Source organism: Rhizobacter sp. P2_G4 (genome assembly GCF_056403575.1).
This window is the reverse complement of the sequence record NZ_JBFUFG010000001.1, coordinates 1,283,168-1,303,015: the sequence shown is the minus strand read 5'-3', so window position 1 is coordinate 1,303,015 and position 19,848 is coordinate 1,283,168. Positions and strand designations below refer to the sequence as shown.

Sequence of the window (19,848 nt, the reverse complement as noted above, 5' to 3'; positions counted from 1 at the left end):
GGGACGGGGCCGGACGCTGCTAACCTCCGCTCCGTGCAGACCGACCCCGCTCTCGCTCCGGCCAGGACTTCCTGGGCGGACATGCTTTTGGGCACCGAGCCCAAGCAGAGGCTGAGATTGGTGCAGTGCGGCACGGCCATGTTGCTGGTACTGGGCAGCGTGCTCAACATGCACTACCTGGTGTGGGCCGGCATCGCGCCGGCGGCGCCGACGGCCTGGTGGACCTCGGTGCTGGTGGGCGGCTTCGCCATCTTCTTCTTCGTCATCCGCAGCGGGCGCAACCTGCGCTTTGCCGAACCCTCGCTCACCGTGCCACAGATGGTGTTCGCCATTTTGTGCGGCGCAGCAGCGTATGCCATTGCAGGCCGCGGGCGGGGTGGCGCCTTCCCGATCCTGATGGTGATCTTCATGTTCAGCATGTACTCGCTGGCGCCGATCACGGTGCTGCGCACCAGCTTCTTCGCGGTGGCGGTGTTCGGCATCACCATGGCCACCATGGCACACCTCGAGCCGGCGGTCTACCAGCCGGCGGTGGAGTGGGGTCACTTCATCATGATCGCAATCATGGTGCCGGCGATCGCGGTGCTGGCCGGCCAGCTGAGCCGCCTGCGCGACCGCTTGCGGCGCCAGAAGAAAGACATCGCCACCGCGCTCGCACGCATCCAGGAACTGGCCACCCGCGACGAGCTCACCGGCCTCATCAACCGCCGCCACATGCTCGAGCTGATGGAGCAGGAGCGCCAGCGCGGCGTGCGCTCGGGCCAGTCGTTCTGCATCGCAGTGATCGACATCGACGACTTCCACGACATCAACGAGCGGCATGGCCACGCGTTCGCCGACCAGCTGCTGCGGCGCTTTGCCAACGAGGCGCTGAACGTGATCCGCATCTCCGACCTGCTGTGCCGGTGGGACGGCAAAGAGTTCTTGCTGATGCTGTCGAACACGCGGGCGTCGCTCGGCCGCACGAGCGTGGAGCGCCTGCGCGACCGCATCAAGGGCTTGTCGGTGGAAGTGCAAGGCGCCGCATTGCACATGAGCTTCTCGGCCGGCGTGACCGAACACCGCGCCGGCGAGACCGTGGCCGAGACGGTGCAACGTGCCGAGCTGGCCTTGCTGAACGCGAAGGCAGGCGGCCACAACCGCGTCGTGCTCACGTGACCCACGCCACACCCCCGTGGCGGCACCTGCTGCTGGCACTCGCCGTGGTGGCCGTGTGGGGCACCAACTTCGTCGTCATCAAGACGGCACTGGCTCATCTGCCGCCACTGCTTTTTGCCGCGCTGCGCTTCGCGCTCGCGTTCTTCCCGGCGGTGCTGTTCCTGCCCCGGCCCGCGGCGTCCGTGCGCAACCTTGTGGCCTACGGCTTGTTGATCGGTGTCGGCCAGTTCGCGGTGCTCTACATCGCGATGAAGGGGAACATCACTCCCGGCCTGGCCTCGCTGGTCATCCAGACGCAGGTGTTCTTCACCATCGTGCTGGCCATGCAAGTGGCACGCGAACGCGTGCGGCCTTACCAATGGCTCGCGCTGCTGCTGGGCGCTGCCGGCATTGCCGTCATCGGCGCGCACACCGACGGCAACACCAGCGGGCTCGGCTTGCTGATGGTGCTGGCCGCGGCCTTCAGCTGGGCGTGCGCCAACATGGTCAGCAAACGCGCCGGCAGCATCAACATGCTGTCGTACGTGGTGTGGTCGAGTGCTGCTGCGGTGCCACCGCTGGTGGCGTTGTCGCTGCTGTTCGAAGGCTGGCCTGCCATCGAGACGGGCTTGCGTCATGCGGACGCGCTCACCTGGTGGGCGGTGGCTTGGCAGGCGGTCGGGAATACGTTGTTCGGGTATGCGGCGTGGGGCTGGCTGCTGTCTCGGCATGCTGCGGCGAGCATCACGCCGATGGCTTTGCTGGTGCCGGTGTTTGGGATGGCGACGGCGAGCTTGATGTTGGCGGAGCCTTTGCCGGGGTGGAAGTTGGCGGCGGCGGCGTTGGTGTTGTGCGGGTTGGGGTTGAATATGTTGTGGCCACGGGTGAGGGGGCGTTTTGCCTCCGCCCGGTCAGACTGAGGTATTGAAGCCCTGTGCCTGCATTCGCATGCCGGTCTTGTTCATTGCGTGAGGCCGAGTCGGGATGTCGTCCCGACAGCCGACTTACTTTCTTTCGCTTCCCCGAAAGAAAGTAAGCAAAGAAAGGGGGACCCGACGGTGGCGGTCGGCCTGTGGCCGACTGCTCTGCGGTGCTCGCGCTTTGGGGCCTCGCGCCGAACTCGCTTCGCGGCCTGCGGCCGCTGCGCTCAGACAGCCGCGCGAAGTCAGTTGACGAAGCGCGCTGACGCGCGCGGCCCCAAACCCCTGCGCTCCTCGACGCCACCCACGGGGCCCAAGAGCAATACGGTTGCTTCGCAAACATCCCCATCCACACCTCGCTTCGCCTCGGCGCCAGGGCGCGCAGCAGCCCATCGCGACATGGAGACGATGCGCAGCGAGCCGAGCGGTGGGGTACTTTGAACAGGTGTTCCGTGGTCCGGATCTATCCGCAGGCGACAAGTCGCGGAAGGAAGCAACCGAAGCGGTACAGCAAAGTGGAGAGCGTCTTTGCTTTGGTTACTTTCATTTGACGCGACAAATTAAAGTGACTCGCCCGCCGGGGCGATCACCCGGCGCACCCGCCGGCAGGCGGAAGAATCAACTACGCGAAGCGGCAAACAACAAGGCCAAGCCTTACTTCACCTTCCGCGACCGCTCCACCTTTCGCCAATACTGAAACTCATCCTCATGCAGCTCGATATCGAGCTCCGCAACCCGCGCCTGCAACCGCTCCTGCACTTCAGCCACCGCCTGGTTGTAGACCAGCGGCCCGATCTCTTCGAGAAAGAACCCGAGCAACGCCGCAGCAGCGATGTTGCCGATCTTCTCCTCCATGTTCTCGGAGAAGTAGCGCTCGATCGAGGCCACCGCTTCCTTGCGCGCTTCCTTCGGAATCTCGATGCCCATCGAACGCTCCTGCAGCCTCAGGCCTTGCGCCGCTGCTGCCAGGCGATCAGCTCGCCGACGAAGCCGCGGCGGAAGGCGATCACGCAGACGACGAAGATCACGCCGATGATCACGGTGACCCAAGAGCCCACGCGGTCGGCGAGAAAGTTTTGAAGGCCAATGATGGTGAAGGCCCCCACCACCGGGCCGGCGAAGGTGCCGAGGCCGCCGAGCAGGGTCATCAGGATCACTTCGCCCGAGAGCGACCAGTGCACGTCGGTCAGTGTGGCGAAGCCGAGCACGGTCGTCTTGAGCGAGCCAGCCAGGCCGGCCAGCGCGGTCGACAACACGAAGGCCAGCAGCTTGTAGCGGTCGACGTCGTAGCCGAGCGAGATGGCACGCGGCTCGTTCTCACGGATGGCCTTGAGCACCTGGCCATACGGTGAATGCACGATGCGCAGGATGAACAAAAACACCGCCACGAACACGGCCAGCACCAAGTAGTACATGGCGACGTCGTTGTCCATCGGCAGCAGGCCGAAGAGCTTGCCGCGCGGCACGCCTTGCAGGCCGTCTTCACCGCCGGTGAAGGGCGCTTGCAGGCAGACGAAATAGATCATCTGCGCCATGGCCAGCGTGATCATCGCGAAGTAGATGCCCTGGCGGCGGATGGCGATCAGCCCGACGACCAGGCCAAGCAGCCCCGCGAGCAGCACGCCGGCGACGATGCCGAGTTCGGGCGACCAGCCGGCGCTGCGCACCAGCCAGCCGGTGACGTACGCCGCTGATCCGAGGAAGGCCGCATGGCCGAAGGACAACAGGCCGGTGAAGCCGAGCAGCAGGTTGAAGGCGCAGGCAAAGATCGCGAAGCACAGCGCCTTCATCATGAAGATGGGGTACAGGCCGACGAAGGGCGCGATGGCCAGCAGCACGAACGCCGCCGCCCAGACGAGGCGTGCGTTGCGGGTTTGGGTGGGCAGATTCATCGGGCTATTTCTCTTTGCCGAACAGGCCGGCCGGGCGAATCATCAGCACGATGGCCATGATCACGAAGACGACGATGCTCGAGGCCTCGGGATAGAACACCTTGGTCAAACCCTCGATCAATCCGAGCGCAAGGCCGGTGAGGATGGACCCGAGGATGGAGCCCATGCCACCGATCACCACCACCGCGAACACCACGATGATGAGGTTGCTGCCCATCAGCGGCGTGACCTGGATCACCGGCGCGGCAAGCACACCGGCGATGGCGGCCAGCGCGGCGCCCGAGGCATAGGTGAGCATCACCATCAGCGGCACGTTGATACCGAAGGCCTGCACCAGCGCCGGGTTCTCGGTGCCGGCGCGCAGCGTGGCGCCGAGCCGCGTCTTCTCGATCAACACCCAGGTGCCCAGGCAGATCAGCAGCGATGCAAGCACCACCCACGCGCGGTAGTTCGGCAGCACCATGAAGCCGAGGTTGGTGGCGCCCTGCAAGGCCTCGGGCACCGGATAAGACTGGCCCGACACGCCGAACTGCTCGCGGAACACGCCTTCGGCAATGAGCGCCAGACCGAAGGTCAGCAACAGCCCGTAGATCGGGTCGAGCTTATAGAGATGCCGCAGCAGCGTGCGCTCGATCACCACGCCGAGCACCCCCACCACCAGCGGCGCGATCACCAGTGCGAACCAGTAGTTGATGCCGAACTGCTCGAGCGCGAACCACGCCGCGTACGCGCCGATCATGTACAGCGCGCCGTGCGCGAAATTCACGATGCCCAGCAAGCCGAAGATCACCGCCAGGCCGAGACTCAGCATCGCGTAGAACGAGCCATTCACCAGGCCCAGCATGAGCTGGCCCATGAAGGCCTGGATCGGGATGCCAAATATTTCAGTCATGAATGGACTCGCACAAGCGAAGCTAAGTGCACATCAAGCAACGCCCGCGGATCCGGCTTCGCCGGTCCGCTGGGTGGCGCCCCTTGGGGGCTGAGCCCGGGCACAAACAGTCCTGTGGACTGTTTGTGCCTGGCGAAGGGCAGTGCCGTCAGGCACTGCGCGGTCTGCAAGACGGAGCGAGAGCGACTGGGGGGCCGTCATTTCATTTCCACGAGGCGCACTTCGACTCAGCCTTGGTCGTCCAAGCCTCTTCACCCTTGAAGGTCTGGACCACCTTGTAGTAGTCCCACGGCTCGGTCGATTCCTTCGGTGTCTTGACCTGCATCAGGTACATGTCGTGCACCATGCGGCCGTCGTCGCGGATGAAGCCGCCCTTGGCGAAGATGTCGTTGATCTTGGTCTTCTTCATCTGCGCGAGGACCTTGTCCGGGTCGTCGGTGCCGACGGCCTTGACGGCATTCAGGTAATGCAGCGTGGCCGAGTAGTCGCCAGCCTGCAGGGACGACGGCATGCGCTTGATCTTCTCGAAGAACTTGCGGCCCCAGGCGCGGGTCTCGGCGTCGCGGTTCCAGTACCAGCTGTCGGTGAGGTACATGCCTTGCGTGGCGTTCAAGCCGAGCGAGTGCACGTCGTTGATGAACATCAGCAAGCCCGCGAGCTTCATCGTCTTGGTGACGCCGAACTCGTTGGCCGCCTTGATGCTGTTGATGGTGTCGCCACCCGCGTTGGCCAGGCCGAGGATCTGTGCCTTGCTCGACTGCGCCTGCAGCAGGAAGGACGAGAAGTCGCTCGCCGACAGCGGGTGCTTGACCGAGCCGACGATCGTGCCGCCCGCGGCCTTGACGACCGCCGACGTGTCGTTCATCAGCTGCGCGCCGAAAGCGTAGTCGGCCTGCAGGAAGTACCAGGTCTTGCCGCCGGCCTTCACCACGGCGTTGCCGGTACCCTTGGCGAGCGCCACGGTGTCGTAGGCCCAGTGCACGGTGTAGGGTGAGCACTGCTCGTTGGTCAGCGCCGAGGTGGCGGCACCGATCGAGATGAAGAGCTTCTTCTTCTCGAGCGCCACTTTCGACATGGCCAGGCTGGTGCCGGAGTTGGTGCCGCCGATCAGCATGTCGACGCCGTTGGTGTCGAACCACTCGCGCGCCTTGGCGGCCGCGATGTCGGGCTTGTTCTGGTGGTCGGCGTAGACCAGCTCAACGTTCTTGCCGTTGATCTTGCCGCCTGCATCCACGATGGCCATCTTGATGGCCTCGACGCCGCCAGGCCCGTCGATGTCGGAATACAACCCCGACAGGTCGGTGATGATGCCGATCTTGATCACATCACCCGACACCTGGGCATGGGCGGGCGCCAGTGCCGCAGCACAGACGAGTGAGCAGGCGGTGGCAATTTTTTTGAGTTTCATCAATGTCTCCATCAAAGGTGGTTGAGGATTTCAGACGCCCAGGTACTCGTGGAGCTGGGCGAGTCGATCGGGTAACTGTGCTTGGGTGAACTCTTGCAGGATGCGGCCGTGTTCCATCACCAGGAAACGGTCGGCCAGCGGCGCGGCAAAGCGGAAGTTCTGCTCGACCATCACGATGGTGTAGCCCTGCTTGCGCAAGGCCACCACCATCTCACCGAGCTTCTGCACGATGACGGGCGCGAGCCCTTCAGAGATCTCGTCGAGCAGCAGCAGCTTGGCACCGGTGCGAAGAATGCGCGCCACCGCCAGCATCTGCTGCTCGCCGCCTGACAGGCGCGTGCCCTGGCTGCCGGCGCGCTCCTTCAGGTTGGGGAACATCGTGTAGATCTGGTCGATGCTCATGCCACCGTCCGCAAGGCGCGGCGGCAGCATCAGGTTCTCTTCGGCCGACAGCGTGCTGAAAATGCCGCGCTCTTCAGGGCAGTAGCCGATGCCCAGCCGCGCAATGCGGTGGGTGGACATCGCGATCGCCTCCTGCCCGCGGATGCGGATGGAGCCCTTGCGCGAACCGATCAAGCCCATGATGGCGCGCATCGTGCTCGTGCGGCCGGCACCATTGCGCCCGAGCAGCGTCACGACTTCGCCTTCGTCGACATGGAAGTTCACGCCGTGCAGCACGTGCGATTCGCCGTACCAGCCCTGCAGCTCGCGAACTTCAAGGAATCGAGTGGCCATCTCAGTGGGCTCCCTGGAGTTCGACGTTGGCTGTACCCATGTACGCTTCAATGACGGCCTGGTTCTTCGACACTTCGGCATACGGCCCTTCGGCCAGCGTGGCGCCGCGCTGCAGCACGGTGATGGTGTCGGCAATGCTCGACACCACGCTCATGTTGTGCTCCACCATCAGGATGGTCCGGTTGGCCGACACCTTCTTGATCAGCTGGCGGATGCGGTCCACGTCTTCGAGGCCCATGCCCTGCGTGGGCTCGTCGAGCAGCATCAGTTCGGGCTCCATCGCCAGCGTGGTGGCGATCTCGAGCGCACGCTTGCGGCCGTAGCTCAATTCCACGGTTTCCTTCTCGGCATAGGCTTCGAGGTCGACCTCGCGCAGCAGCTGCAGCGCGCGCTCGTTCAGCGTGTGCAGCGACCTCTCGGGCTTCCAGAAGTGGAACGAGGTGCCAAGCTTGCGCTGCAGGGCCACGCGCACGTTCTCGAGCACGCTCAGGTGCGGGAACACCGCCGAGATCTGGAACGAACGGATGATGCCGCGCCGCGCAATGTGCGCCGGGCGGTCACGGGTGATGTCGCCGCCGTTGAAGAGAATCTGCCCCGAGGTCGGCGTGATGAACTTGGTCAACAGGTTGAAGCAGGTGGTCTTGCCGGCGCCGTTGGGGCCGATCAGCGCATGGATCTGGCCGCGCTTGACCTTCAGGTTCACGTTGTTGACGGCCACGAAGCCCCTGAACTCCTTGGTCAGGCTGCGCGTCTCGAGGATGGTGTCGTTCGGCTGGTTCATTTGGTTTTCTCGGGCGTGGCGGCGCCCAGCCGCTGCGACAGTTGGCGGGCCACGTCGATCACCGCATCGCGCTGCTGCGCGACAAAGCGCGGCTTGAGCGAGGCCTTCTGCAGGCAGATGCCGACACCGGCCACCACCTCGCCCGAAGCGTCGAACACCGGCGCGGCCATGCAATAGACGCCCTGGCGCACCAGCTCGTCGTCGATGCTGTGGCCGCGCTCGCGGGTCAGCGCGAGTTCGTGCATCAGCTCGCTTCGGCGCATGGAAGGCTGGTTCAGAAAGGCAGGCAGGCGCGCGGTGGGGAACAGGCGCTTGACCTGCGCCTCGTCGTGAAAGGCCAGCATCGCGCGGCCGGTGGCGGCGCGGTAGGCCGGCAGCCGCATGCCGACGCTGAAAGCCAGGCCCAGCGGACGGGAACCGTTGCGCACCGCCACGTAGACCACGTCGGCACCGTCGAGCACCGACAGGATCACGGTTTCTTGCGGCGCGGCAGGCATGCTGTTCCACAGCCGCTCGAATTCCTGTGCCGGCGATGTCTGCGCGGCGAAAGCATTGGCCAGGCCCATCACGCGTGGCCCGATGAAGAAACCGCCATCGTCCTGACGCCGCAGATAGCCCAGGGCCGTGAGCGTGTTGCACAGCCCGTGCACGCTGCTCTTGGGCAGGGACAGGCTGCTCGCGAGCTTGCCCAGGCTCATCGCCTCACGCTCTTTCTCCAACAGGTCGAGCAGCGCCATTGCGCGCGCCACGGCCGGTACCAGCGCGGGCTTGGCGAGCGGCGCTGCAGCAGTGGGCGGGGGGGCGGTTTCGAGCATGTGGCAGGTCGTGAGAAAGTTCAGCCCGTTGAATAGGATTCGATCCTTCGAACTCGGGCTGGCAGTCTACGAGCGGGACACGCTGCGTGGCACATGTGAGCGGGCGCTCCCCGGGAAAGTCCGCTCAGGGTTTGCACGTTGATATTTATGCGTAAGCTGCGTCCGTCCGCAGGCCCTGCAACGTATGTGAACGGGTGCATCGTCCAAAAATTTGAACACTCACAACAAGCCCGATGAACCGGAGAAGCCATGTGCCCACTTAGAGTCCAACCCTCATGAACACGACCGCGCAACGCTACAGCCCCTTCGCCATGCTCCTGCACTGGGTGCTGGCTTTGGCCATCATTGGGTCGTTTTCGATGGGCGTGTACATGTCGGACCTGCCCTTCTCGCCACAGCGGCTCAAGCTCTACAACTGGCACAAATGGGCCGGCGTGACGATTCTTGCCCTTTCGGCCTTGCGCCTGCTGTGGCGCCTGACGCACAAGCCGCCCGCCGACATTCCCATGCCCGGCTGGCAGCGCAGCGCAGCGCATGGCACCCACATCCTGCTGTACGTGCTGTTCTTTGCCGTGCCGTTGGTCGGCTGGGCTTACAGCTCGGCGGCGGGCTTCCCCATCGTGTGGTTCGGGGTGCTGCCTCTGCCGAGCTTCGTGCCCGTCGACAAGGAGCTGGCCGAGGCCATCAAGCCCTGGCACGGGTACCTTGCCTTTGCGATGGCTGCCCTGGTGCTGATGCACGTGGCTGCCGCTCTGAAACACCAATTGATCGACCGTGACGGCTTGCTGTCTCGCATGTGGCCTACCGGCCGCTGAACAAGGAGGAGAGACCATGAAGACCTATCTGATGGTGGCCGCACTGGCCGCCATGTCAGCCACTGCCTTCCCGGCCTGCGCGCAGCAGAAGCTCGTTCCGGCGCAAAGCGAGATCGCTTTCTCGAGCAAGCAGATGGGCGTGCCCGTCGACGGCAAGTTCAAGAAGTTCGACGCGCAAGTCGCCTTCGACCCCAAGAAGCCCGAAGTCTCGAAGATCGCTTTCACGATCGACCTCGCCAGCGTGAGCATCGGCTCCAGCGAAACCGAAGCCGAGGTGGCCAAGCCTGATTGGTTCAACACCAAGAGCTTTCCGCAGGCCACCTTCCAGTCGAGCGGCGTGAAGGCCACCGGCCCGGGCAAGTTCGAGGTGGCCGGCACGCTGGCCATCAAGGGCGCGAGCCAGAACGTGGTCGTGCCGGTGACCGTGGCGCAAGCCGGCGGCACCACCACCGCCACCGGCGCCTTCGGCATCAAGCGCCTCGATTTCAAGATCGGCGACGGCGACTGGAAAGACACCTCGATGGTCGCGAACGAAGTTCAAGTGAAGTTCAAGCTGAACCTCACTGGCGTCCCCGCTCTCTGATTCCCAACCCCCCCTCACCCCCTCCCACCTGGAAACCTGTTCATGACCAAAACCCTCATTGCCGCCGCCTTGTTCGCTACCGTCGGCCTGGCCCAGGCGCAAAGCGCGACGTACGCCGTCGACCCGACGCACACCTTCGTGACTTTCGAAGCCAAGCACTTCGGCACCAGCACGCTGCGTGGCCGCTTCGACAAGAAGGAAGGCACGGTTGCGTTCGACAAGGCGGCCAAGACCGGCAAGGCCGAGATCACGATCGACACCACCTCGATCAGCACCGGCGTGAGCCCGCTTGATGGCCACTTGAAGAGCAAGGACTTCTTCAACGCAGCCGAATTCCCGACCGCCAAGTTCGTCGGCGACAAGTTCACCTTCAGCGGCGACAAGGTCACCTCGGTCGAAGGCACGCTGACCATGCGCGGCAAGACCAGCCCGGTCACGCTGACCGCGACCAACTTCAACTGCTACACCAACCCCATGCTCAAGCGGGAGGTCTGCGGCGGCGACTTCGAAACCACCATCCAGCGCAGCCAGTGGGACGTGAGCTACGGCCTGCCCGGCATCCCTGACAGCACGCGCCTGCTGATCCAGATCGAAGCCGTCAAGCAGTAAAGCGGCTCTTGTCGTCATTCCCGCTTTCGCAGGAATGACGACCAGCAGCATGGTCAAGTCAAGGCGGGGCCGATCTGGATGACGGCCGGCAGCGACAGCGAGGCACGAACCCCATGGCTTTGATCATGCTCAAGCGATGTTTCCCCCTCTCCGCGCCCACGGGTGCAGGCCGCGCGGCTGCCTGCCTGCTGCTTGCAATGAGCTCGTTTGCCGCCACGGCGCAAGGTGTCACCTACAACGTCGACCCAGCCCACTCGCACGTGCACTGGGAAGTGCTGCATTTCGGCACCTCGACCAGCCGCGGGCGCTTTGACGACATCGCTGGCAGCCTGCAACTTGACCCGGCCGGCACCGGCGAGGTCTCGATCAGCATCAACACCGGCTCGGTGAACACCGGCGTGGCACCGCTGAACAGCGTGCTGCGCACCGGCTACCTGAGCACCGACGTGTTCCCGCAGGCCTACTTCGTCGCCAACGGCTGGCGCTGGAAGATGGATGCGCCGCTGGAGGTGCGCGGCGAACTCACATTGCACGGCGTATCACGCCCGGTCACGCTGCGCGCACCCCTGCTGCACTGCTACACCCACCCGATGCTGAACCGCGAAGTCTGCGGCGCCGACCTCGAAGGCGACCTCAAGCGCAGTGATTTCGGCATCACCGACGGCCTGCCCTTCATCGCCGACAAGGTGCACCTGGTGATCCAGGTCGAAGCCATCCGCAACTAAGTCCGCTGACCACGGCATGAACGTGCCGCTATTCATCGGCTGCGCGACAATGCCCGGATGACTGCCCTCGAACTGCAAGCCACCATCGCCCACATGGGCGCCGCCGCCCGTGCCGCCAGCGCGAAGATGGCCGCAGCGCCGTCTGCATCGAAGAACCTCGCATTGACGGCACTGGCCCGCCTGCTGCGCCATGAAACGGCGGCGCTGGCCGAGGCGAACCAGAAAGACATCGCCGCAGCGCAAGCGGCAGGGCTTGCCGCCCCGCTGGTCGATCGCCTGCGCCTCACCGACAAGGTGATCGCCACCGTGGCTGAAGGTTGCGAGCAGATCGCCGGCATGCCCGACCCGGTCGGCGAGATCACGAACGTGCGCCAGCGGCCGAGCGGTATCAGCGTGGGCCAGATGCGCGTGCCGCTGGGCGTGTTCGGCATGATCTACGAGAGCCGGCCCAACGTGACCATCGAGGCGGCGTCGCTCGCCATCAAGAGCGGCAACGCCTGCATTCTGCGTGGCGGTTCGGAGGCGATCCATTCCAACCTGGCGCTGTGGAAGCTGGTGCAGGCCGCATTGGTCGAGGCTGGCTTGCCGCCCGACGCAGTGCAGCTGGTGCAGACCACCGACCGCGCTGCCGTGGGCTACCTGATCGCTTCGCCCGAGTCGGTGGACGTGATCATTCCGCGCGGCGGCAAGGGGCTGATCGAGCGCATCAGCCGCGAGGCCAAGGTGCCGGTGATCAAGCACCTGGACGGCAACTGCCATGTGTACGTCGACGCCATCGTCGATCTCGAGATGGCGGTGCGCGTGACCGACAACGCCAAGACGCAGAAGTACAGCCCCTGCAATGCGGCCGAGTCGCTGCTGGTGCACGAAGCGATTGCGCCAACCTTCTTGCCGAAGATCGGCGCGGTGCTCGCGGCCAAGGGCGTCGAGATGCGCGTCGATGGCGCGAGCCTCACGCTGCTACAGGGCGTGCCACAAGCGAAGCTGACGCCAGCCACCGAACAGGACTGGAGCGAGGAGTACCTCGCGCCCATCATCAGCGTGAAGGTGGTGGCCAGCCTCGACGAGGCCATCACCCACATCAACCGCTACAGCTCGCACCACACCGACGCCATCCTCACCGACAGCCACAGCCACGCGATGCGCTTCCTGCGCGAGGTTGATTCGGCCAGCGTGATGGTGAACGCGAGCACGCGTTTCGCTGACGGCTTCGAGTACGGCCTGGGCGCCGAAATCGGCATCAGTACCGACAAGTTCCACGCCCGCGGCCCGGTCGGGCTGGAAGGGCTCACGTCGATGAAGTGGGTCGTGCTCGGCCAGGGAGAAATTCGCTCATGACCCCCCGCCGCGCGCTCGTGCTCTTCTCCGGGGGCCAAGACTCCACCGTCTGCCTGGCCTGGGCGCTCGAGCGCTACCCGTATGTCGAGACCATCGGCTTCGACTACGGCCAGCGCCATGGCGTCGAGCTCGAATGCCGGCTGGCCGTGCGTTCGCAGCTGTACACCAAGTTCCCGCAGTGGGGCGGCCGGCTGGGTGAAGACCACCTGATCGACCTGTCGCTGCTGGGCCAGCTGTCGGACACCGCGCTCACGCAAGAGCGCGCCATCGAGATGAACGCGACCGGCCTGCCCAACACCTTCGTGCCGGGCCGCAACCTGCTGTTCTTCACCTTCGCTGCCGCCATCGCCTACCGCCGCGGCCTGAACGTGCTGGTTGGCGGCATGTGCGAAACCGACTACTCCGGCTACCCCGATTGCCGCGACAACACGCTGAAGTCGCTGCAGGTGTCGCTCAGCCTTGGCATGGACACGCCCATGGGCATCGAGACCCCGCTGATGTGGCTCGACAAGGCACAGACCTGGGAGCTCAGCGCCACGCTGGGCGGCGAGCGGCTGAACGAGCTGATCGTCGAACACACGCACACCTGCTACCTGGGTGACCGCGAGCACCGGCACGAGTGGGGCTATGGCTGCGGCCAGTGCCCGTCTTGTGCGCTGCGGGCGCGGGGCTATAAAGCCTGGCGTTCAAGCGGTGCCTCTTCGTTCCAGGCTACTGACCGAATGGATTTATAGGGTCCCCCAGTCGCTGCGCTCCTGCCCCCAAGGGGCTGAGCCCGGACACATCTTGTCCAGTGGACAAGATGTGCCTGGCGAAGGGTCGGGCGTCCTCGCCCGACGCGGCCTGCAAGGCCCGCCTGGCGGACCGGCAAAGCCGGATCCGCGGGCGTTGCTTGATGGATGCTTCGCTGCGCTCGCATGGGTTCGCTCGACCTGTGCACCGAGCAAAACGTCAGGACACTCCAACGACCCAAGGTGCCAGTGCCTTTGTCCCTGAGGGCGTCAGCTGCAAGGCCCTGGAATCCTTGACTTTGCGCAGCCATGACTTCGCGACCGCGTGTTCCAGCAGCGCCACTGCCAGCGTGCCGGCGAGGTGGTCGCGGCGCTCGGACCAATCGAGGCAGGGATAGGCGAAGCGGCGGGCGGTGCGGGATGAAGGCAGTTCGAGGCCGAGGGCGGCGAGTTCTTCGCGGCCGGTTTCGCTGAGCTCGAAGTGGCCGTCGACGGGGACGAGGGTTCCGCGGGCGAGTAGGCCGTCGAACAACTTCACGCCGAGTTCGCCGGCGAGGTGGCTGTAGCAGGTGCGGGCCGCCTTCAGTGGCTTGTAAGGGCCCTGCTCCCACTTGTCGGCGCTCGCACTGCGCTCGGCCACGAGCGACAGGGCTTCGAGCGCATGGGCAATGTCGGCGTCGGCCAATCGAAAGTAGCGGTGCCTGCCCTGGGTGCGCGCGACCACCAGTTCGCTGTCGACCAGCTTGGCGATGTGCGTGCTCGCGGTTTGCGGTGTCACGCCGGCTGCTTGCGCCAACTCGCCGGCGGCGAGGAACCCGCCGCCCATCAGCGCCGACAGCATGCGGGCGCGCGTGGGGTCGCCGATCATCGCGGCGACCTTGGCGAAGCGGGGTTCGGGTGAAGTCACAGCGCAGAGCGTAAAACAAGGTAGCCGCCCAAGGCCAGCAGGCCGCTGAAGAAGACCTTCTTGAACACGTCGGGTTGAACGCGCAGGCGCACCCACTGGCCGAGCGCCATGCCGAGCAAGGCGGGCAGCAGCGCCAGCAAGGAGCCCACCGCATTGCCCATCTCCAGCGCGCCGCCACTGCGCAGGCTCAAGGCCAGCGCGATCGTCGACACCAGGAACGAGATGCCGAGCGCGCGCACCAGGTCCTCCTTCTCCAGCCCCAGCGCATTCAGATACGGCACCGCAGGGATCACGAACACGCCGCTGGCCGCGGTGACGAGGCCGGTGGCCAGGCCGACCACCGGCGACAGCCAGCGCTCATGCTGCGCCGGCACATGCAGCCGCACCTTCAAGAGACCGAGCAACGCATAAGCCATCAAGGCCACGCCGAGCGCCGCGGTGACACGCGCCGAACCACCGCCCTGCCCTGTCAACCAACCGGCGCCGGCCGCGATGCCGAGGCACACGCCCGCCAGCATCGTGGCCATGCGCCGCACCAGCGCCCACCACCCTGGGCCGAAGATCTGCCACAGGTTGGTGACGAGGGAAGGCAGCACCAGCAGCGCCGCGGCCTGGGCCGGTGGCATGGTCACGCTGAGCAATCCCATTGCCACGGTGGGCAGGCCCATGCCGATGACGCCTTTGACGAAACCTGCGAGCACGAAGACGGCGGCACCCAGGGCGAAGAGGGAAAACGAGTCGATTGAGTTCATAAGTCACATCATGTCGGCCTGAGGCAGGCGGATGCTTCGGGCTGGACCGAAGTGTTTGTTCCCCGTCGTATAGAGTCCGCTCGGTTCAAACCGGAGGAGCCAAACATGAGCACCACGCAAATCGTGAGCTGGATCGTCCTCGCCGTCATCGTCTTCTGGGGCGTCGGCGCCTACAACCGCCTGGTTCGTCTGCGCAACGTGATCGGCAACTCGTTTGCCCAGATCGACGTACAGCTCAAGCGGCGCTACGACTTGATTCCCAACCTGGTGGAAGTAGCGCGCAAGTACGCCGCCCACGAACGCGAAACCCTGGAGGCCGTGACGGCCGCCCGCAACCAGGCCAAGGCCGCCGCCGACGTGGCGCGCACCCGCCCCGCCGCAGCGGGTGCCATCACCAGCCTGACGATGGCCGAAGAGGTGCTCGGCACCGCGATGGGCAAGCTGATGGCGCTGGTCGAGGCCTACCCGGAGCTGAAGGCCGACCAGAGCTTGCGCGAGCTGGCCGAAGAACTCACGAGCACGGAGAACAAGGTGGCCTTCTCGCGCCAGCTGTTCAACGACGCGACGCTCGACTACAACAACGCGGCCCAGCAGTTCCCCACCAACCTGATGGCCAATCTGTTCGGCTTTCGCGCCGCTGCCATGCTGCAGTCCACCGCGAACGACGCCGAGCGGGCCGCGGTGCGCGTGCAGCTCTGACTAAGCCGCTGTCGTGAGGTTTCGCCAGCAGCAGGACGACGCGCGCCGCGCCACCCAGCAGCTGCTGGCGCTGTTCGCTCTGCTGCTGCTCGCCCTGGTGGTGGCCGTCAACGGCCTGCTGCTGGGCGTGTGGTGGCTGCTTGCCTTGTGGCTGCCGTTCGACCTGCCGACCTTGTTCTTCGAGACCAACACAGCCGTGGTGCTGCTGTTCGTGCTGGGCGGTGCGTGGGTCGAGCTGGGGCGGCTGCGCCAGGGCGGCGGCTCGCACGTGGCCGAGTGGGCCGGCGGGCGGCTGCTCACCGACCCGCGCGACCTGGGCGAGCGCCGCCTGCTCAACGTGGTCGACGAGATGGTGCTGGCCAGCGGGCTGCCGCGCCCCGCGGTGTTCGTGCTCGAGCGCGAGGACGCGATCAACGCCTTCGCGGCCGGCTGGTCACCTGAGACCTCGGTGGTGGCGGTGACGCGCGGCGCGCTGCAGCGCCTGACCCGCGACGAGCTGCAAGGCCTGGTCGCTCACGAGTTCGGCCACATCCACCAAGGTGACCTGCGACTCAACATGCAGCTGCTCGCGCTGGTGTGGGGTTTGTCGCTGGTGCATGGCTACGGCGTGTCGCTGCTCGAGCCAGACGAGTCCGACCGCCGCTCGGCCTTCGGCGTGCTGGTCGGCCCGGTCTTCGTGGCCGCCGGCCTGCTGGGTTGGATCGCGGGCCAGCTCCTGCAGGCCGCCGTGTCGCGCCAGCGCGAACTGCTGGCCGACGCCTGCGCGGTGCAGTTCTCCCGCAGCCGCGATGGGCTGGGCGGCGTGCTGCGCAAGGTCTGGCACCAGCTGCTCAAGCGCGAAGACAAGCTCACCCGCGTGCCGGCCCGCCTTTTGGCCGCCATGCTGCTGCAGGCCCCGCCGAGCTGGCTCGCCACGCACCCGCCCTTGCCCGACAGACTGCGCCGCTTGTATGGCCGCGGCATGGAGCCCCTGCCGGCGCCCGTGCTGGCAAGCTCCGACGCCGTGGACGAACCCTACCGGCCCGCCGCACCTTCTCCCCTCCCGATGGCCTCGGCTGTCGCCTATGCTGTTCCCATGGCCGATCAACACGCTCCCACCCCGCCCGCCAACCCCGTGCCGCGCGCCGCCGTCACCAGCGACGAAGAGCGCGAAGCCATCGACCGGCTGTCACGCCTCAATGGCCCGGGTGAACTGCGCGCGACCATCCTGGCCCTGCTGCTGACCCCCGGCAGCCAGCGCGAGCGCCGCGCCTGGCAAGACGAAACCCGTGGCCTGAGCACCGCCCAGACCCTGCGCAGCGAAGTGAAGAAACTCGGCCCTGCCGTGCGGCTGCCCTGGCTTGAGAACCTGCTGGCGCGCGTGGCCCGCGCCCCGCTGCTCGACCGGCAGACGCTGATGGAATCGGCCCGCCGTGTGATGGCCGCCGATGGCCAGGTGCGCCCGATCGACCGCCTGCACCTGCTGCTGATGCGCCAGCGCCTGGGCGAGGCGCAAACCGTCAAGCCCTCGACCGATGCGCACAACGACATGGCGCAGCTCTCGCTGCACACGCTGCGCCAGATCGCGGCTCTGACCGCCTTCTTGGCGCGCCTGCTGCCCGATGGCGAAGCCTGGTACGCGAGCGTCATGCACCCTTGGCTGAAGGACGCGGCACTGCCGCCCTGCGAGGCACCGGATGCAGATCACCTGGTGCATGCGCTTCAAGACGTGCAGGCCCTGCCCTGGATGTTGAAGCCGGTACTCGTGCGCGCCTGGCTCGACGCTGCCCTGCTGCACAAGGACTCCAACGCGCTGGCCCCCGAAGCGGCCGACGCCCTGCGGCTCGCGAGCCAGCTGCTCGACTCGCCGCTGCCGCCCGAGCTGGCGCGGCACTACGTGGAGCCGGCCGCAGCCTAGAAGCCTGTGGAGCCCGAGCTACGACACCACCGATGCGGTGGCGACCAGTTCGTTGAACAAGGCCATCGACACGGTGCCCGACACCGCATACGGGTCGAGAGTCGCGGTGTCGGAGTACTTCAGCAGCAGCGCCGGGTTCAGCATGGACAGGTTCACCTGCCCCATGACCCAGCCGGCGAATTTGCGTTCACCGATTTCCTCGAAGCTGAGCAAGGCCACATCGTGGTGCCGAGGGTCGCAGGCAATGCGGTTGTAGAGCAGGCTGACCGGGAGGCGGCCTCCTTCGAGCACCTGCAGGAACAGGCCCTCCGAAAAACACAGCACGCCGGTCACACCGACGGCGGGGTTGTTGGCACGTGCCTTCTTGAGGATGGCAGCCAGGGTCTCCTGGTTGACGGACTCGGCAGCACGGCTGGCATACATCAGGCGTACAAGCATGGTGGTGTCCTTCAGGTTTTCTTGCTGAGCAACGACAGGAATTCGCGCCGCAGGTTGGCGTCTTTCAGGAAGGCGCCCCGCATCACGCTGTTGGTCATCATCGACTCAGTATCTTTCACGCCACGCCAATGCATGCAGAAGTGGTCGGCCTCCATCACGATGGCCAAGCCATCGGGTTTGACGCGCGACTGCAGCTCGTTGGCGAGCATGGTGACGGCCTCTTCCTGGATTTGCGGGCGCGACATGATCCAGTCACAGATGCGGGCGTATTTCGACAGGCCGATGAGGTTGGAATGTTCGTTCGGCAGGATGCCGATCCACACCTTGCCCATGATCGGGCAAAGGTGGTGGGAGCAGGCACTGCGCACGGTGATCGGCCCCACGATCATCAGCTCGTTGAGCCGCTCGACATTCGGAAACTCGGTGACCAGAGGCATCGGCACGTAGCGGCCGCGGAACACCTCGGTCAGGAACATCTTCGCCACTCGCTTGGCGGTTTCGTTGGTGTTGTGGTCGCTGTCAGTGTCAATGACGAGCGCCTTCAGCACCTCCTGCATCTTGGCCTCGACCTCGCCGCGCAATTCGTCGATTTCACCTTCGCGGATGAACGCCGCAATGTTGTCGTTCGCGTGATAACGGCGCTCGGCGCCGACAAGGCGGTAGCGAATGCGATCAGAGGCGCTGAGCTTGGCGAGTTCTTCTTCGCTGCGGAAGATGGGCTGGGAGATGTCGCCTGGCATGGCGGCTCCTGACGGTGCTGATACGGGCCCCGATTGTGCCGGCGGCGGGCGCCATCGGCACGCGGAGGGCCAAGCAGCGGTTATGCCGCCAATTCGTCGCGGGTGGCCAGCAGGCGAAGGTGGAATTAGTCGCACATCGGCCCGGCAAGGTGGGGTGAGCCTGCTGACACCACGCTGTCAGCATCCCCCGCGCAGCATCGTGCCTCTCACTTCAACGGAGGTTCCCATGGCCCAACACACACAACACCACGCCGTCAACTGGTTCGAGATTCCCGTCAGCAACATCGACCGCGCCCAGGCCTTCTACGAGAAGCTGCTCGCCGCCCCGCTGCGCCGCGAGAACATGGGCGAGCACACGCTGGCCGTCTTTCCTTACGACGACAACGCCGTCGGTGGCTGCCTGATGGCCGGCTCGGGCATCGAGCCGTCGAACCAGGGCGCGCTCGTCTACCTGAACGCCAAGCCTTCGCTCGACGCCGTGCTCGCTCGGGTCGAAGCCGCCGGCGGCCGCATCACCACGCCCAAGGTGCAGTTGCCCGGCGACATGGGCGTGTTCGCGCACGTCACCGACACCGAAGGCAACCGCCTCGGCCTGCACGCACTGGCTTAGCATGGCATTCCAGCGCAGGGAGACACGCCCATGAAGCTTGCCTACACCATCGTCTACGTGAGCGACGTTGCCGCGTCGCTCGATTTCTTCGAACGCGCCTTTGGCCTGCCGCGCCGCTTTCTGGACGAGAGCGGCGCCTACGGCGAAGTGGAGACCGGCGCCACCGCGCTCGGCTTCGCACAGCACGCCACCGCGCGCGGCAACGTCGGCCACGACTACGTGGACGCTGGCCGCTCCCCTCAGCCGCTGGGCATGGAGATCGGCCTCGTCACGACCGACGTCGCCGCGGCCTGCCAGAAAGCCGTGAAGGCCGGAGCGACGTTGCTCGCGCCACCGACCACCAAGCCCTGGGGCCAGACCGTCGCGTACGTGCGCTGCCCCGACGGCACGCTGGTCGAGCTGTGCACCGCGGTCGGAGCCTGAA

The 19,848-nt window shown here is 65.7% G+C and carries 23 protein-coding genes; 12 read left to right on the top strand and 11 right to left on the bottom strand.

Going from position 1 to position 19,848, the window contains the following annotated elements:
• Window positions 1-81 precede the first annotated feature (81 nt).
• Window positions 82-1,158, top strand: a complete 1,077-nt coding sequence (locus AC1DYS_RS06095; protein WP_477897032.1) for a GGDEF domain-containing protein — start codon at window positions 82-84, stop codon at window positions 1,156-1,158.
• Window positions 1,155-2,057 (top strand): EamA family transporter, encoded by a 903-nt coding sequence (locus AC1DYS_RS06090; RefSeq protein ID WP_477897030.1) that lies wholly within the window; start codon window positions 1,155-1,157, stop codon window positions 2,055-2,057. Before AC1DYS_RS06095 ends, AC1DYS_RS06090 begins: the two co-directional genes overlap by 4 nt.
• 654 nt (window positions 2,058-2,711) lie before the next feature.
• Here AC1DYS_RS06090 and AC1DYS_RS06085 read toward each other — a convergent pair.
• The 7 genes from AC1DYS_RS06085 to AC1DYS_RS06055 all read right to left on the bottom strand — a co-directional run bounded on the left by AC1DYS_RS06085 (window position 2,712) and on the right by AC1DYS_RS06055 (window position 8,580).
• Window positions 2,712-2,984: a DUF2164 domain-containing protein gene (locus AC1DYS_RS06085; protein WP_477897028.1), complete on the bottom strand. Its 273-nt coding sequence runs from the start codon at window positions 2,982-2,984 to the stop codon at window positions 2,712-2,714.
• Between the two features lie 17 nt (window positions 2,985-3,001).
• Window positions 3,002-3,949 (bottom strand): branched-chain amino acid ABC transporter permease, encoded by a 948-nt coding sequence (locus AC1DYS_RS06080; protein ID WP_477897026.1) that lies wholly within the window; start codon window positions 3,947-3,949, stop codon window positions 3,002-3,004.
• Window positions 3,950-3,953: 4 nt separating this feature from the next.
• Entirely contained in the window at window positions 3,954-4,841 is an 888-nt protein-coding gene (locus AC1DYS_RS06075) for a branched-chain amino acid ABC transporter permease (protein WP_477897024.1), read from the bottom strand.
• A gap of 202 nt (window positions 4,842-5,043) precedes the next feature.
• Window positions 5,044-6,249 carry an ABC transporter substrate-binding protein gene (locus tag AC1DYS_RS06070; protein WP_477897022.1) on the bottom strand — a complete coding sequence of 402 codons (1,206 nt, stop codon included), beginning with the start codon at window positions 6,247-6,249 and terminating at the stop codon, window positions 5,044-5,046.
• Between the two features lie 30 nt (window positions 6,250-6,279).
• Complete coding sequence (locus AC1DYS_RS06065) at window positions 6,280-6,984, bottom strand: ABC transporter ATP-binding protein (protein WP_477897020.1); 705 nt, start codon at window positions 6,982-6,984, stop codon at window positions 6,280-6,282.
• Window position 6,985: 1 nt separating this feature from the next.
• Window positions 6,986-7,765: an ABC transporter ATP-binding protein gene (locus AC1DYS_RS06060; protein ID WP_477897018.1), complete on the bottom strand. Its 780-nt coding sequence runs from the start codon at window positions 7,763-7,765 to the stop codon at window positions 6,986-6,988.
• Window positions 7,762-8,580: an IclR family transcriptional regulator gene (locus tag AC1DYS_RS06055; protein ID WP_477897016.1), complete on the bottom strand. Its 819-nt coding sequence runs from the start codon at window positions 8,578-8,580 to the stop codon at window positions 7,762-7,764. Before AC1DYS_RS06055 ends, AC1DYS_RS06060 begins: the two co-directional genes overlap by 4 nt.
• A gap of 275 nt (window positions 8,581-8,855) precedes the next feature.
• Here AC1DYS_RS06055 and AC1DYS_RS06050 point away from each other — a divergent pair, with 275 nt between their 5' ends.
• The 6 genes from AC1DYS_RS06050 (at window position 8,856) to queC (ending at window position 13,384) form a co-directional block, all read left to right on the top strand.
• Entirely contained in the window at window positions 8,856-9,395 is a 540-nt protein-coding gene (locus tag AC1DYS_RS06050; RefSeq protein WP_477897014.1) for a cytochrome b, read from the top strand.
• A 16-nt stretch (window positions 9,396-9,411) separates the two neighbouring features.
• A complete protein-coding gene (locus tag AC1DYS_RS06045; RefSeq protein ID WP_477897012.1) occupies window positions 9,412-9,978 on the top strand; it encodes a YceI family protein in 567 nt (188 codons plus the stop codon).
• Between the two features lie 42 nt (window positions 9,979-10,020).
• Window positions 10,021-10,587 (top strand): YceI family protein, encoded by a 567-nt coding sequence (locus tag AC1DYS_RS06040; protein WP_477897010.1) that lies wholly within the window; start codon window positions 10,021-10,023, stop codon window positions 10,585-10,587.
• A 113-nt stretch (window positions 10,588-10,700) separates the two neighbouring features.
• Entirely contained in the window at window positions 10,701-11,312 is a 612-nt protein-coding gene (locus AC1DYS_RS06035) for a YceI family protein (protein WP_477897008.1), read from the top strand.
• Between the two features lie 57 nt (window positions 11,313-11,369).
• Window positions 11,370-12,650 carry a glutamate-5-semialdehyde dehydrogenase gene (locus AC1DYS_RS06030; protein WP_477897006.1) on the top strand — a complete coding sequence of 427 codons (1,281 nt, stop codon included), beginning with the start codon at window positions 11,370-11,372 and terminating at the stop codon, window positions 12,648-12,650.
• Window positions 12,647-13,384, top strand: coding sequence for a 7-cyano-7-deazaguanine synthase QueC (gene queC, locus AC1DYS_RS06025; RefSeq protein ID WP_477897004.1), 738 nt, complete (start codon window positions 12,647-12,649; stop codon window positions 13,382-13,384). The genes AC1DYS_RS06030 and queC overlap by 4 nt, the downstream gene beginning before the upstream one ends.
• Before the next feature lie 217 nt (window positions 13,385-13,601).
• Here queC and AC1DYS_RS06020 read toward each other — a convergent pair whose 3' ends face one another.
• Together AC1DYS_RS06020 and AC1DYS_RS06015 are read right to left on the bottom strand one after the other, a co-directional pair.
• Entirely contained in the window at window positions 13,602-14,288 is a 687-nt protein-coding gene (locus AC1DYS_RS06020) for an ArsR/SmtB family transcription factor (protein WP_477897002.1), read from the bottom strand.
• Entirely contained in the window at window positions 14,285-15,040 is a 756-nt protein-coding gene (locus tag AC1DYS_RS06015) for a sulfite exporter TauE/SafE family protein (RefSeq protein ID WP_477897000.1), read from the bottom strand. The genes AC1DYS_RS06020 and AC1DYS_RS06015 overlap by 4 nt, the downstream gene beginning before the upstream one ends.
• A gap of 105 nt (window positions 15,041-15,145) precedes the next feature.
• Here AC1DYS_RS06015 and AC1DYS_RS06010 point away from each other — a divergent pair, with 105 nt between their 5' ends.
• A complete protein-coding gene (locus AC1DYS_RS06010; protein WP_047487319.1) occupies window positions 15,146-15,739 on the top strand; it encodes a LemA family protein in 594 nt (197 codons plus the stop codon).
• A gap of 13 nt (window positions 15,740-15,752) precedes the next feature.
• On the top strand, window positions 15,753-17,636 hold the full coding sequence (locus tag AC1DYS_RS06005; protein WP_477896997.1) for a M48 family metalloprotease: 1,884 nt from the start codon (window positions 15,753-15,755) through the stop codon (window positions 17,634-17,636).
• 18 nt (window positions 17,637-17,654) lie between these two features.
• Here the strand turns inward: AC1DYS_RS06005 and AC1DYS_RS06000 are convergent, their stop codons facing one another.
• A complete protein-coding gene (locus AC1DYS_RS06000) occupies window positions 17,655-18,074 on the bottom strand; it encodes a BLUF domain-containing protein (protein WP_477896995.1) in 420 nt (139 codons plus the stop codon).
• 11 nt (window positions 18,075-18,085) lie between these two features.
• On the bottom strand, window positions 18,086-18,814 hold the full coding sequence (gene folE / locus AC1DYS_RS05995; RefSeq protein ID WP_477896993.1) for a GTP cyclohydrolase I: 729 nt from the start codon (window positions 18,812-18,814) through the stop codon (window positions 18,086-18,088).
• A gap of 226 nt (window positions 18,815-19,040) precedes the next feature.
• Between folE and AC1DYS_RS05990 the strand changes: the two genes are divergently transcribed.
• On the top strand, window positions 19,041-19,424 hold the full coding sequence (locus AC1DYS_RS05990) for a VOC family protein (RefSeq protein ID WP_477896991.1): 384 nt from the start codon (window positions 19,041-19,043) through the stop codon (window positions 19,422-19,424).
• 30 nt (window positions 19,425-19,454) lie between these two features.
• Window positions 19,455-19,847 carry a VOC family protein gene (locus tag AC1DYS_RS05985; protein ID WP_477896989.1) on the top strand — a complete coding sequence of 131 codons (393 nt, stop codon included), beginning with the start codon at window positions 19,455-19,457 and terminating at the stop codon, window positions 19,845-19,847.
• Window position 19,848 lies beyond the last annotated feature (1 nt).